This is a genomic window from Vreelandella boliviensis LC1, assembly GCF_000236035.1.
Classification (GTDB): Bacteria; Pseudomonadota; Gammaproteobacteria; order Pseudomonadales; family Halomonadaceae; genus Vreelandella; species Vreelandella boliviensis.
The window spans coordinates 1-13965 of record NZ_JH393259.1; the positions used below are offsets into that span (position 1 = coordinate 1).

Annotated in this window: 13 protein-coding genes; 7 read left to right on the forward strand and 6 right to left on the reverse strand. The window is 49.3% G+C overall.

The window, feature by feature from the left end:
- Positions 1-165 precede the first annotated feature (165 nt).
- On the forward strand, positions 166-762 hold the full coding sequence (locus KUC_RS14470) for a hypothetical protein (protein WP_040481149.1): 597 nt from the start codon (positions 166-168) through the stop codon (positions 760-762).
- 33 nt (positions 763-795) lie between these two features.
- The gene (locus KUC_RS14475; protein ID WP_007113965.1) at positions 796-1596 is read left to right on the forward strand and encodes a hypothetical protein; all 801 of its coding nucleotides are present in this window, start codon (positions 796-798) and stop codon (positions 1594-1596) included.
- 115 nt (positions 1597-1711) lie between these two features.
- Here the strand turns inward: KUC_RS14475 and KUC_RS14480 are convergent, their stop codons facing one another.
- From KUC_RS14480 to KUC_RS14495, 3 genes are all read right to left on the reverse strand, one after another.
- Complete coding sequence (locus KUC_RS14480; RefSeq protein WP_040481151.1) at positions 1712-2623, reverse strand: DUF4760 domain-containing protein; 912 nt, start codon at positions 2621-2623, stop codon at positions 1712-1714.
- A gap of 327 nt (positions 2624-2950) precedes the next feature.
- Positions 2951-4207 carry a hypothetical protein gene (locus KUC_RS14485; protein ID WP_007113967.1) on the reverse strand — a complete coding sequence of 419 codons (1257 nt, stop codon included), beginning with the start codon at positions 4205-4207 and terminating at the stop codon, positions 2951-2953.
- An 887-nt stretch (positions 4208-5094) separates the two neighbouring features.
- Positions 5095-5526 carry a hypothetical protein gene (locus tag KUC_RS14495; RefSeq protein ID WP_040481153.1) on the reverse strand — a complete coding sequence of 144 codons (432 nt, stop codon included), beginning with the start codon at positions 5524-5526 and terminating at the stop codon, positions 5095-5097.
- A gap of 239 nt (positions 5527-5765) precedes the next feature.
- Between KUC_RS14495 and KUC_RS14505 the strand changes: the two genes are divergently transcribed.
- Positions 5766-6886, forward strand: a protein-coding gene (locus KUC_RS14505; RefSeq protein ID WP_094890196.1) for an IS3 family transposase whose coding sequence is annotated in 2 segments (ribosomal slippage) — positions 5766-6024 and positions 6024-6886 — 1122 coding nt in all. Because the reading frame shifts where the segments join, the coding sequence is not laid out codon by codon here.
- Positions 6887-7347: 461 nt separating this feature from the next.
- On the opposite strand, the gene KUC_RS14510 is transcribed toward KUC_RS14505, so the two are convergent.
- The gene (locus KUC_RS14510; RefSeq protein ID WP_244264812.1) at positions 7348-9216 is read right to left on the reverse strand and encodes a putative bifunctional diguanylate cyclase/phosphodiesterase; all 1869 of its coding nucleotides are present in this window, start codon (positions 9214-9216) and stop codon (positions 7348-7350) included.
- A 265-nt stretch (positions 9217-9481) separates the two neighbouring features.
- On the opposite strand from KUC_RS14510, the gene KUC_RS14515 reads away from it, so the two are divergent.
- A complete protein-coding gene (locus KUC_RS14515; protein WP_007113969.1) occupies positions 9482-10276 on the forward strand; it encodes a 2OG-Fe dioxygenase family protein in 795 nt (264 codons plus the stop codon).
- A gap of 300 nt (positions 10277-10576) precedes the next feature.
- Here KUC_RS14515 and KUC_RS14520 read toward each other — a convergent pair whose 3' ends face one another.
- Both KUC_RS14520 and KUC_RS14525 read right to left on the reverse strand, forming a co-directional pair.
- Positions 10577-11110 carry an invasion associated locus B family protein gene (locus KUC_RS14520; protein WP_040481155.1) on the reverse strand — a complete coding sequence of 178 codons (534 nt, stop codon included), beginning with the start codon at positions 11108-11110 and terminating at the stop codon, positions 10577-10579.
- A gap of 140 nt (positions 11111-11250) precedes the next feature.
- Positions 11251-11778 (reverse strand): PadR family transcriptional regulator, encoded by a 528-nt coding sequence (locus tag KUC_RS14525; protein ID WP_007113971.1) that lies wholly within the window; start codon positions 11776-11778, stop codon positions 11251-11253.
- Between the two features lie 65 nt (positions 11779-11843).
- Between KUC_RS14525 and KUC_RS14530 the strand changes: the two genes are divergently transcribed.
- The 3 genes from KUC_RS14530 to KUC_RS14540 all read left to right on the forward strand — a co-directional run bounded on the left by KUC_RS14530 (position 11844) and on the right by KUC_RS14540 (position 13646).
- Positions 11844-12266, forward strand: coding sequence for a DUF2306 domain-containing protein (locus KUC_RS14530; RefSeq protein WP_244264813.1), 423 nt, complete (start codon positions 11844-11846; stop codon positions 12264-12266).
- Positions 12267-12375: 109 nt separating this feature from the next.
- Positions 12376-13002: a LysE family translocator gene (locus tag KUC_RS14535; protein ID WP_007113973.1), complete on the forward strand. Its 627-nt coding sequence runs from the start codon at positions 12376-12378 to the stop codon at positions 13000-13002.
- 53 nt (positions 13003-13055) lie between these two features.
- A complete protein-coding gene (locus KUC_RS14540) occupies positions 13056-13646 on the forward strand; it encodes an O-methyltransferase (RefSeq protein WP_007113974.1) in 591 nt (196 codons plus the stop codon).
- The last annotated feature ends 319 nt before the right edge of the window (positions 13647-13965 follow it).

The following is a 13965-nucleotide window of genomic DNA, read 5'->3' on the forward strand; positions in this document are numbered from 1 at the left end:
ACAGACCGACTTCAACAAGTTTTAGCTGGGCGCTGAAGCGGCTAAATGCCGGTATTAAGATTACTCAGCCAGATGACCGGCTGAGTAAGTAAATTAGTGCGAAAGGCGGTGGAGACGGCTCGAAATCGGGTTTTTCTACAGCCTCGTTATGTGCAAAGGAAATATATGCAAAACTGGTATCATTTTTACCAAAGTCAGTGCTGGTATCGAAATACATATCTAGTAAATAATCATGATGATGTCGAAGAGCTGAATAATATCTATAATTCAGGATGTCATTTTATCTGTATGGCTATGATGCTAAATGTGAGTGCAGCTGTATTAGCTAGTGAATTATCCAAAATCTATTATTTTGAAAAAGATGAAACTGGATTAGTTTGGGATAAAAATAAACCCAATAAAAAGGGAGATTCAATATTTATTCCTCTTCTTTATGCTCAACAGGGAGTTATTGAAAACATCACAATCACTTTGGTAGATACAATAGTCAAAAATGACATTGTGTCTGCCATTCAGTTTATTGAGGAGAAACATGAGGAAGGCCTTCATTTAATCTGTGGCAACTCAAGCCATTCATTATTGATTTCCGGTGAAGTCGAGGATACCTATTTTGTTTGGGATCCTGATACAAGTTGGAACAATGAGGCCGAACTTATAAGAAAAAATCTTGCTGGTGAACATTCGATTCAGTGGCTATACAGCAATTATGGTGTTGAAGAAGAAGTGGAATTTTGGGTTTATAGCGTAAAAATTTGCACATAACATTGCGTTAGGAAGAACTCAGGGAGCATTCAGATGATGGTGAAAGACAAGGCCTACAAGGAACACTTCATCTTCTCTGATCTGGATTCATACATAGATTTCTATAGTAGCCTCGCCTTTTCTGTTATGGGTTTTGCTACGATGGGAACAACAGCCGTGGTGAACATGGATACCTATTTATATTCATCGATCCAGGGGACGGTGGAGTCTATAAAGCTCGTACTGGAAAAGGGGAGAATAAACGATTCATATTGTTTGCTGAGGAAATACTATGATTCAGCCATAATTAATACCTATTCAAACTTATACATTAAGGAAAATTTTAGTGCCGAGAAATTTTTTGTAGCTCAGATCAATAACTGGCTGCATGGTAAGGAGCAATTGCCAGAGTATAGAGTGATGTCACAATATTTACGGAACAGCGATAGGCTTGGAGGAATCAACGCGTGCCTGTATTCTGATGATAGATATAAAAGGATTAGAGTTCGCTGTAATGATCATACTCACTACAACTACTTTTATCACGTAATGATAAACGACAATGAAGTTTATCTAAACAATAGACTCTCATCATTAGATCATCTTGCCGAAGATTTAAGGGATATATTTATACTTCACTTGAGTTACATTTTCTCATTGCACCAGCACTACATGATGTCTAGCGACTACGTGGATCATTTAGATTGCGGAATGCAGCCGCCGAAAGATTCGCAATATTGGGTGGCGCCTTTCATCCAAAAGGTTTTTGATGAGATCATAAAGAAAAACAGGCCTGATATAGCCTCGTGTATATCTGAAAATACGAGTATGCACTTGGTAACGGATCATGCCTAACAAGCGCATGTTATCTGACTGGTTTTCCGCTGTGCTCCAAACCAGCTGCAAATGCGAGAGTTAAAGCATAATATCAGTGGCATCTAAAGTACCGCTTTTGGCCGAAATCCACCAACTAGCTATTAAAATTGGCGTCAAGGACACTTGATACAACCTGCTCCCGAATTATGCGTAAGTCTATCACCATGTCATTTAGCATCTTGTCTTTTTTCGTCCGCCAGTATAGCCACGTTTCATAGTGTTCATAAGGCAGCCCAAGACTCTCTGCGCCGCGGTGAAAGTCGCTTTGCTCGTGATGAATGTATGCGGCAATGATGAGAGGTGTGGATCGGATATAATGATCAAGTGCAGGCGCGTTGAATTGTTCCCAGAGTACCGCCTCGTCGGCATGCCCGTATCTAATTGCAATTGCCGCCGTTTCGTAAAAAGCGAGCACACGTCGCACGTTCTTTTGCTCTGAACCGTGCGTCGAGTCGGTATGGAGCTTTTTCGAAAGTTCCGCCAGACAGAACGGATTTTTTTCCGCCAGTGTGTGGAGATCGTCGAGGCATTGTCGCCAAGGGCTCTTTTTGTAGTCGTTACTTGCGTCGGTGCAGGCATAGTGAACAGCATTTTCATGGAGGTGGGTGTACAGATCCTTGAACCCCATGCCGAAATCAATTATGTCCGGTGCTCTTTCGGCGAGCTTCGTGGCGTGATCCACTTGTGCTCGATAGACGTGCCCTTTGAGTTGCATCAGACCGATATGAAGTGCAATGCTGACACTCAGCATAACCGTAAAAGGCATGACAAGCACCACAGTGTCAAAGAAGAAAGATAAGATTATTAGTAAAATTATAATTATAAAGAAGAACCATGCGAAGCGCATCGAACGAGTCACGTTGTTCTGTAACTTCTTGAACTGACGCTTGTTGCCGTATATGCCCGGGTTGCCTTGTTCATCGCTCGCCCGCGAGAAAAATTGTGTGACTTGATCATCTAGCTTTTTGCGTACCTGTTTCCTGGGATCTTCTTCTGTATTGTCCACGTATGCCTCCACGATAGCATCGCTACTATCTCTTCAAATTGTTCTTACAATAGACAAGGTTCGACTGATGTTTCGTTTTTTTGGGAAAGATTATTTGCCAATTGGTGAGGTATGCTTATTTATCTATTTTAAATATAATTAAATTATTGTATTTAATCTAAAATCCGTAATAAATTTCGACTTTATTCATATGTTGTGTTGGAGGGTTCTGATTGTCTGCTTTTGGCTGATTGATGCAGTTAAAGATAAGCTGGGCTTTGAGCGCTATATATTAAATTATTAGAGCGTCAAGCAATGTTCTTGAGGTAACATTGACCCAGTTTCGGCCTATGTGCGCGCCTTCTCTATCGCACTTTGAGCCCAATGTATACCTTGCACAACGCCACGCCATTCTGTGCCGGATGAGATATGGCTGCATTTCTCTGAAATTATCTTTCTTGCATCATTTTGTGATGTGATGGAGTTCATGTCTTTCCAAAGCGGCACAAGACCCCCGACGCGAGAAATTGCTTGGTCAAATCGGTCTACTTCAACCATCATGTCTGCCAAAGATTTACCCCCAGTAGTTAGCGCCTGCAATGCCATATGTGAAATGCGTTTTTCACACAGGTATTCTTCTTTTTTCAAAAGTGCATTCCATGCCCGGTCATATTCCAACTTTAATTTACGTTGCTCTCCCCGATTCGCACCTTTCCATTCAGTCTGGAAGTCACCATAAACTCTACGAAAATTATGATGCTCCTCTCTTAGTTCAAGAGCCTTCTCCCAGAAGTTTTCGACCCAGTCACCTGGTCGCGTCATCAACATTCCAAGAAAAGGGGGGATATCAATATCCTCAATTCCGATGGATGAATCCTCATATAACTCTGATTCCATTAAATGGAGGAGTTTCTTAGGTCCGTGTTTGCTCATCTCATTAGCGATCAACGGACGCTCATGCAGAGAGTGATAGAAATCTCTACCGGTTGCCTTGCTAATACTAACGCCTGCGGCCACCATTCCGGCTTGATCCCGCAATGCTAGGAGGTCATCCGGAGTGACGGACTCCCGCCGCTGTATAGCGAGTCTACTTTGCAAGCTGTTGAAGGCCTGCTGATTTCGGATTGGCCCGCCGCGATAAGCAGAAACTCCGAATTGTTCACAAAATTGATCTTCATCAATAACTAGGTCGTTGATAGTACCAACGTGCAAAAAATCTATTAACACTGAGAGCATGGGTATTTCATTTGCGGTCGATTGGATAGCAGGCAGATAATCTGGGGCAATCCAGTAAAATACGTTTTTATTAAGATTTTCACCTAAATGGTCAAATTCAGGGGCAACAATGCATGGGGAAATATCGTTCCCCAGCTTTTCTCTAATCGTTGTGGAGTCTGGAATTTGCGAACCAGCCATTGACGACAACCCGACGATCAAGTGGTCATGAAGAACGACGGCTTGCACCAGGTTGTTTAGCGCGAAAAGTGTTGAAGGAGTTGCCAGTCCTTTATCCAGGAACCCCATCGCTTCAATGGCTAATCGATCACTTAGGAAGGCAAAGTTGACGTTTTCTAGAAATCTATCCTTTTTATCTAGTACCATCATCAAATCCTCATGAATTTTTTAATTATTATAGGAAATAAAAATTTTTCCTTTAGTATCATCTCTGTGCGGCGAAAATGCTAAAGCGTAACGTGGTTTACCTCTGAAAAAGAGTTTTGTTATTGCTATTCAAAGTCTTTATGCTCTATTCCGTTGTCGGCTGAAAGCTGTTTTTACAAAGCTATTTATAGAGCCTAAATATGAGATTTGCCAAAACTTCTTGTTGGTTTGACGGAATACTTTTGATGCTTTGTAATATACGAGTTTTAATGATTTTTCGATGGCGTTGCATCAGAACCCTCTAAAAATCCGCTTTTGGCCGACAACGACGGCCTAGCCAGGACTGACGTTTACCACAATCCAACTTTAGTTTTTTCAGCCATTTCTAGAGCATCATCTACTTCAATCCCAAGATATCTGACGGTGCTTTCCAGCTTCGTTTGACCCAGAAGCAATTGCACTGCTCTCAAATTTTCGTACGGCGTTGCAAGATAATGCTGCTTTGAGTATTTCCATTGGGTAAACATTAGCCGCGTCAATGGTGTCTTAGAACAGCTCTTCAAAGCGTATGAATCGGTGTTAACTAGAACACCAAATACTTCGTATCTATAGTCCTCAAGCAGCAACGGAAGATGTTCAAGTTCTGTCGGCGGCTATTTGATTTTGCCACCTAGGCATGTGAACTCACCAGGGCAAGGGTCGTTAGCAGTGGCTCCAATGTCTATCCCAATGCCGTCCGCGCGGGTTTCTATCAACGGCAGATAACCATCTAAATGCTGATCTGAATATTGGCGCCAATAACCGGTTGTCGTCTCGTTCCTGTTCGACTATAAGAACCGTCAATGGGTCGAAGCCTGCTACCCAATGCGGTAGCTTATCCAGCCCGCCGGTTATGTAGCCACGGACTGGATTTTCTTTTGGCTACTCCACTGCATTGCTGCTGACGTTTCGGGAACACAAACTACCAATGCTCTAATCTCCATTTGCCAATCCGATTCCACTTGTGCTCTCACGTTAAAGTTGTGCGTGATAGTATCCTCTGCACTATCTGCCTTCATATCTATCGGTGGGGAAAAACCTAAGAAGTCGTCTTTATCGCCTCTGGCGGCACGCTGTAGGAAAATTCGTTGCCAGTTAGGCTGAATGCTGTATACGTCCATCCTGTCATCAATTTCATAAAGTGCAATGGATGTCTTGTAAGAAAGGCCAAGCTGCCTTTCTAGATCGCTGAACTCAATGACAGCGGAAACTCCAACATTGAAGTAAGTATTATAAGTTACAGCAGATGGAGTTGATATGTCTACAGACTTGATATAAGGCATGGCTGTAGCCTCCCGGTCTCGCCCCGATAATGATCATTCTAATAATAGCCAGTGCTGAGGAGGTCGCCACATGGTTTTTTTGGGGGAATCAAGTAGGACGAACGTTTCATCGCCGGATGTTCGCAATACTATAAGTCTAGTTAAATAGTTGCGATGCTAGATAAGGCCGAGTCGACGTCACCCCCTGATTGAGTAGCGCTACACTTTAGAGTCCGATCCTATGGGTAAGGAGATTGGACATGAAGAAGCGTTTCAGCGAAGAACAGATCATTGGTTTCCTGGGCGAAGCAGAAGCAGGACTCCCCATCAAGGAGCTATGCCGTCGGCACGGCTTCTCAGAAGCCAGTTACTATCTATGGCGCAGCAAGTTTGGCGGTATGAGCGTGCCCGATGCCAAGCGACTCAAAGAACTTGAAGCCGAAAATGGACGCCTGAAAAAGCTGCTCGCGGAGTCGCTACTGGAAATGGAGGTCACTCGCGAGGCACTGAGAAAAAAGTGGTGAGCGCCCCTGCACGCCGAGAGGTGGTGCACTTTATGGTGTCACGTGGCCTGAGTGAGCGCCGGGCGCTCCGTGTCGTCCGCATGAGTGCCAGTGCATTGCGCTATCAAGCGGCCCCAGACCGCAATGAAGCATTGCATGAACGCATTGTGGCCTTGGCATATCGGCATCGTCGCTACGGCGCTGGCATGATCTACCTGAAGCTGCGCCAAGCCGGTGAACAGGTCAATCATAAGCGCGTCGAGCGTCTCTATGCCGCGGCTCGGTTGCAGGTGAAGCGACGCAAGCGTAAGAAGGTTCCCACGTCTGAACGAAAGCCCCTTGGCCGACCTTGTGCCGCCAACCAAGTCTGGTCGATGGATTTTGTTTTTGACCGTACGGCGGAAGGTCGCGTGATCAAGAACCTCACCGTTGTCGATGACGCCACCCATGAAGCCGTGGCTATCGTACCTGAACGCGCCATTGGTGGGCTGTCGTTAACACGGATACTGGATCATCTAGCTGTACACCGTGGGCTCCCTAACGCCATTCGTATAGATAATGGCAAGGAATTCTGTGGGCGGGCCATGGTGGCGTGGGCTTATCTACGTGGCATTGCCCTGTTTTTAATCGAACCTGGAAAACCCAATCAAAACGCCTATATCGAATCGTTTAACGGGCGCTTTCGAGATGAATGCCTGAACGAGCACTGGTTCACCAGCCTGCATCACGCCAGAGTTGTCATCGAGGCATGGCGACGGGAATACAACGAGGAACGACCTAAGAAGGGACTGGGAGGATTAACGCCTTCCGCCTATGCCGAGCAACTGGCGTTAAAAAACGATAAAGTAACTTCAGACTCTAAACCCGGGTGCTACTGAGGATGGGGTGACGTCGGAGTGAGACCAATAGAGTCAAGACGGCGATTAAATAAATATAAAGTGTACTCTCTAAAATCAATGCATATATGATCCTCATATGAGTCAAATCTTTAATACACTGAAATTTGCTTCAGCTGAATTTTATGGAAAAACTGAATCGCTCTGGTATCCAGTTATAACGGCTTTCCAAAAGTGATATCCCGAAGGAATTTGGGTCGATTAAGTGGCCTTGTTATGGGTTGGCTGCTTCCGAAGGAACCATGCTGTCGTACAATGTGCTGCAGCTGATGCTCGTTACGTGTACGTTATATCAGAAGCTCCTAAAAGTTTGTTCTTGGCCGACAACAGCGATCCAGCTAGGCCCACAGTGTCAGTCCCTACGATCAATGAGCATCGGGGTCGTTCACAAAGTCTCCGGGTCATGGCAACCCCGGGCAGTGTACGTCAAATCACGATGAGGCTCAGTTCGACAGGCCTTCGTGACCAGGCACGAAACCGCCCAGCAGGCGGTCGATTTCCTTGGCAGGCATTGGACGGTAGAAGAAGAACCCCTGGATGAGGTCGCAATGCATTTCGCGAAGCATTGACAACTGTTCGGCGTTCTCGACGCCTTCAGCCACCACCTCCAATCCCAACCGATGACCGATGAAAATGGCACCCTCCATGATGGCCCTATCCTTCGGCTGTGTGGGAGCGTCGAGGATGAAGGAGCGATCGATCTTCAGGGCGGTGACTGGAAAGTGCTTGAGATAACTCAGGGAGGAATAACCGGTTCCGAAGTCGTCGATAGCAATGTGAATACCGCGATGATAGAGGCGCCGCAGGTCCTCGAGGACGGTCTCGTCGGCTTCGATCAGGACATTCTCGGTCAATTCGATGCCGATATCCCGCGGGCCTAAGCCGTGACGCTGCAGCGAGTCCTCGAAGCTCTTGAGAGCATCGGGACGCACCAGCTGACGACCCGAGACATTGATGTCGATGCGATGCTGATGAAATCCCTTGGCACGCCATTTTACCTGCTGGCGGCAAGCCTCTTCGATGACCCAGTCGCCTAGACGATGGATTAAACCGGAACGCTCGGCCAGCGGGATAAACTCGGCAGGCGAGATCGGCGGGCCCTCGGCAGGCTGCCAGCGTAGCAAGGCCTCGAGATTCTCTATTCGCCCACTGGCCGCCGAGACCTGGGGCTGGTAGTGGAGGGCGAATTCACCGTTATCCAGAGCTTCCTCGAGTCGCGCCGAGAGATAGTGCTGGCGAACCAGCTCATCATGGAGCTTCTGTTGGAAGAAACTTACAGCACCCCGACCATCCAGTTTGGCACGATTCTTGGCAACATCGGCATTACGGATCAATTCGCGTGACGATTCACCATTCTCGGGAAAGAGCGCCACACCCAGGCAGGCCGTGACCTGACGCTCCCGACCATCCAGGACGAAAGGTTTCCGAAAGACATTCTGGACAAGACGAACGACCCGCCTGACATCCGAGTCCAAGTGGACGCCGGGAAAGGCCAGCACGAATTCATCGCTTGAGACACGGGACACCAGGTCTGTGATTCGCTGGCATTCTTTCAGTCGCCAAGTCAGCTCAATGAGCAGGCGATCGCCCTGATCATAGCCAAGTGCATCATTGATCTCGACGAAGTGATCGATGTCCAGGTAGATGGTTGCCAGGCCATTGCCCTGGCGTCGACAGGAATCCAACAGACTGTCCAGGTCGACCTCGAAGGTCTGGCGGTTAGGAAGGTGGGTGAGCCTGTCGAAACGGGTGGCGAATTCCAGGTCACGGTGGGCGCGCTTTTGGTCGGAAAGATCGACATCCACGCAGAACATCAAGGGTGAGTCGGTATGCTCATTGAGCATCAGATGCTGCGAAAAGACAGGTACCAGTTCACCTGTTTTGTGCTTGAGCTCGAGTTCCTCGGCGGGTATAGCAACCCCTTCTTTGATCCAGGCACCATGCGCCTGGATCATCTCGTCACGCATGAAGGCAGGAATGATCAGATCTTCCAGTAACTGTCCCTGGGCTTCCTCAGCGGTATAGCCATAGAGACGAGTGCTACCCTCATTCCAGTAAATCACTCGCCGATCGCTATCATATCCCTGAACCGCCACCTTCGGCAGACTCTCCAGCAGGGCGCGGAATCGCTGCTCACTCTCCAGATACTGACGGCGTACTAACTCGACTTCTTTCCTGCCGGCATCATGCGAATCGATGCCATTAGTAGAAGGTGTCTTTGACACCTGCAACACGAGCGCATCGGAAAACTCCCTGCGGTTCTCCTTTATGCGTTCCGGATCTCTGTGATGTCGGGAATCGCTGGCAGTCATGGGATCCACTTACAGAAAAAACACTGTCAAGAGCCATCATAATGGCAACAATAGGTACTTTGTTGTAATTATCCTACACCTATTTGTAGGAGATAACCTATACATATACGTCATCAACGGTCTGATCCTGTTTTCAAAAAAATCACTCTTTTTTAGTATATTTCTTTGACATATTCTTACAAATCTTTTCATTTCCCTCCTGTTGACCGCGTGTTTACACCGGCAACCCCGGGCAATTCCGCCCAGTTAACAGGAGAATACCAACATGAAACTCGATACTCTCAAGCACGGTTTCGGCCTCACCTCCATGCCTGCCGACTCACTCGCCGATTATTGGAATCCGGGAGTGATCGAAGCGCTGAGGCATCAGGATTGGGCGAAAACCGATATTCGTGAGCGAATCGATCTGACCGCCTGGCAGGGGTTTACCGCTGACCTGCCGCGCGATCCCTATGTTAACCAGCGGTGGAAGCGGATGTCATGGCTCGCCCTGAATGATCAGGGGGATGTCGAGGATATGGGCCAATGCCCAATGGCCCAGGGAGGGGCCTTCAACGACGCGGAAAGCATGGCGGATCGCCTGCGGTACTATGATCCGCTGACGCGGGAATTCATGGTACGCCCTGATGTGAAGGCCTTCGTTCGCGCCTGGGCAAGGCTGTGGAGTATCGGTGCGCACGAACCCATTCTGATGCAGATCACCGGGGTTCGCGGAGAAGGCAACATCGACCCTCTTCAAGGACAGGGAATTCATGCCGATGGCTGCAAAGCCCTAAGCATTCTGGTCATCAATCGGGAAAACGTGGCGGGCGCTGAAAACCACCTCTACGCAGACAAGGCTGGCACGCAACCCTTGGTCGATATCACCCTGAATCCGGGTGATATCCTTCATCTGAGCGATGACCGGCTATTCCACAGTGTCGACGGGATCGAACAGCTCGACAGCGAGGCACCCTTCGAGCGGTTCATCATCATTATCAACAGCCGCTTCGTCGACGACTTCCAGAACCGCATGTTGCGTCGCCACTTCCCGGAAGCAGTTCTTAATGAGCGCGACTGACACTCTCGGTAAATTGAGAACCTAGCACAACCAAGACGCCTCCGGAATTCCGGGGGCGTCTTGGTTGTGCGCTTGACTGGCGATGTTCCCGCCGGTGGTGCTGGGAGTAAAAGTCCCCCTCATAAGGCACGAGATCTGGGCGAGCAGCAGGCTCTCGATGAACACAGGTCAACGCTGAGCGCTATCCTGCTTCGCTAAGGTAGCTATGACAAAACCGAACGCAGGCAAGCTGCGGCTTAACGCGGGCGGGTAAGCTTACCGGCCCTTGTGGGCCGGCTTCGTCAGGTAAAGTCCCTAAGTTCAGGGAGCGATGCGGGTACTGGCGTCGGTAAAGCCGATCAGCGAAATATCCAGGTCCATGCGCTCACCGCGTGGATCAATCATGCTAAGGGTTGCCGTGCTGCCACTGCGGAGTTGCTGCAACATCGACGCTTCAATGGGCGCGTCTGCACGGCATCCTTGCTCTTGGCAGACCTGATAGGGGAACTGGATTGGCTCACCGTTATCCACGCTCAATTGCAGGCCCGCGGCCAGACGTACCCCCAGCGGCACGAAGAAGCTCATCACTGGGTCATCGATCTGGGGCGGGTAGTCGAGGATTACCTGCATCAAGGGCTGGTCGCTGTCAGGATGAGTGACCAATTGCGACATCGCACAAGGGGCTGGTTCCTCGGCATTTCGCTGGCAACGGACTTCCCAGTCCTGGAACGACTCGGTAGTGACATCATTACTGGAGGCTGCCCCCGGTTGTTGTTGGCTGAAGGCATTGGGAGACAACGCCAAGAGCGATAATAGCCCCATTCTGCATAGGTTTTGAGTAAGAGAGTTCGGCATTGGCGTAACCTCCTGTTGGTTCGCTGATGGTGGATAATAATACTCACCATGCCTGCTTGTTCGCTTGAGGTCGAGCCCTTGGTTTACGAGAGCTGGGTTGGGCGGTTTTTTTATTTAGTTTCACCTAAAGGCCATCATAGCTATCCCTCCTCCATCACTTCCTCAACCCATTCCACCCAAGTTTCGGTTAGTCGCTGACCAAGCCGCAACGTGTGCCAGGGCGCGCGCTTGGCGGGCGTCAGCGCCTGTGGGTCGCTAAACCACTCCCGCTCGATGGCGGCGTAGGTCGTCAGACGCTCCTTGAGCTGCTCGCGAAAAGCGGTGAGCTCTTCGCGGCGGGCCTGCTCGGGCCAGCGCTCCCAAGCGAAAAATTTGGCAAACAGCGGCTGGCGCACAGGGCTGGCGGCCAAGGGCTCGGCGAGCCAGGTGTCGAGCGCTTGAAGGCCCGCTTCGGTAACTCGATAAATCTTGCGGTCGGGGCGTTCAGTTTGCGGCAGCGTCTCGCATGTTAACTGGCCATCACTGCGCATCCGTTCAAGTTCGCGGTAGAGCTGCTGATGGCTGGCCTGCCAAACATGGGCAAGGCCTTCTTTGAAGCGTTGCAGGATATCGTAGCCGGTGCCGGGCTCGCGCTGCAGAGTGATTAATAAAACGGCACGTAGGGACATAAGAAACCGTAGGTTGTGGGATTATTATGCACATAGTTGCATATTGAAATGGCAGAGGCTAGCTTATGCAACAAGTTGCATTTGATATTCGATTGGCTCTGCTCTCGGAGGATTCCATGGCATTTACCCTGCATCTTTACGCGTCCTTTCTGGCCCTGGGGCTTGGGGCTATTGTGCTGCTCTCGACCAAGGGGACTATGCTCCATCGCATAATGGGCAGCACCTGGGTGCTGGCCATGGCCCTCTCGGCTTTGAGCTCTTTCTGGTTTGGCGGCGGCGTTTTGCCGCTTTTGGGTCACTTTGGGCCGATTCGTTTGCTTTCGTTATGGGTGCTAGTGGCTCTTGCTGTTGCAGTGTTGGCGATTCTCAAGGGCAGGGTAGAGCAGCATCGCAGTTGGATGAGGGGAGCTTACCTGGGTCTGGTCGGTGCCTTTATCGGTACCTTGGCGCCGGGGCGCTGGGTTGCCGTTCAGCTAGGCATATGGTGACAGTTAAAAGCCAGCAATGAAGATATTGCCAATGTGCGCCTCACAGAGCACTCCAACCTTCGTTGAGCTTATGCTAACTTAGCATTAACCACCTGTGAGGTAGCTTCCCATGTCTATTGAAATCTGGTTTGCCTTTGCCCTCGCATCAGTGGCTTTGCTCGCTATCCCTGGGCCAACGATCTTGACCGTAGTCAGCTACTCTATCGCCCAAGGTAGGCGCGCCAATATTCCGCTGGTCGCAGCGGTGGCGTTGGGGGATTCAACGGCGCTGCTCTTTTCGTTGCTTGGCCTGGGAGCCGTTTTAGCCACCTCAGCATTTTGGTTCACCGTTATCAAATGGATCGGCGGTTTATACCTGCTCTATATGGGCATCAAGCTGTTGCGTGCCGGTATATCATCAGTGCAGCCGGTAACACCGACAGTTTCAGGTTCCCGCTGGAAGCTCTTCATTAACACCTATCTCGTTACTGCGCTCAACCCGAAGGGGATTATCTTCTTCGTTGCCTTCTTACCACAATTCGTTAACCCCAATGCAAATGCGGGGCAGCAGCTGTGGATTCTTGCGGCAACCTTCGTGGCGTTGGCAACGCTGAACGCCACTCTTTATGCCGTGTTCGCAACGTCGGTGCGTAAGATGCTTACATCGCGCCGTGCCCAGCAGCGCTTTAACCTCGTTGGCGGCACGTTACTCTCTTCGGCTGGTATATGGGCACTAATTGTCAAGCGGCCTGCGTAAGCAAAGGCCGGTAAATTTGGCGATGGCAACACTATTCGTATCTGGAGACAAATGTGAATGAACCCCTTCAAAAGCTGCTGACGGAACTGGAGCACTTTGGCCAACAAAACGATGCCGCCGTTTCTGAACGTCCACGAAGAATGCTGAATATCACCCGTGAGACGGGGGAATTTCTAGCGGTACTTGTTCAAGCAACCAACGCGCAACGAGTGCTCGAGATTGGTACCTCTAATGGGTACTCCACCTTATGGCTGGCCCAGTCGGCGCAGATAATTGGCGGGCACGTTACTACGGTTGAATTTTCCGAATACAAGCTTGAGATGGCCGCGTGGAATTTTGAGCGCTCGGGCCTTTCGAATGTCATCACTCAACATCGAGGGGAGGCGGGCGATTTGCTGGAGAGGCTGGACGATGGCTGTTTTGATCTGGTGTTTTTAGACTCGAAACGGTCTGATTATGTGCAGTGGTGGCCGAATATCCAGCGCGTTTTACGCCACGGTGGGCTTCTTGTGGTGGATAACGCCACTTCCCATGCGGATGAAATGGCTGCTTTTATAGCGCTGGTATCGGCAGACTCCAATTTCTCCACGTGCACTGTACCCGTCGGCAATGGCGAGTTTCTGGCAACGCGGTGTGGTGGTTAGAGGGAGCCCTTATCACGGCTTGTCTTATCGTAAAAGGCACTCTAGCTGACTACTAACATGGAGGCTGAGTTTTGTTACTTAATGAACGTAAACCGTCAGAATATAAACGGAATTAACCCTGCAGAGATGTCGTAAAGGGTTATCCGGAAGCCATAGCGCACATTTATAATTACTATAATAGAAATACCGCTATTTCATTTAAAGAAAAGGCACTAGCGGGTACCGATATCGAGCGCAGAATTGAGAGTATTCAGGGAGGTTGTGAGCTTTGCCTGTGAAATACACTCCTTATTAAACCGCTTATTGCTCTCATATGTGT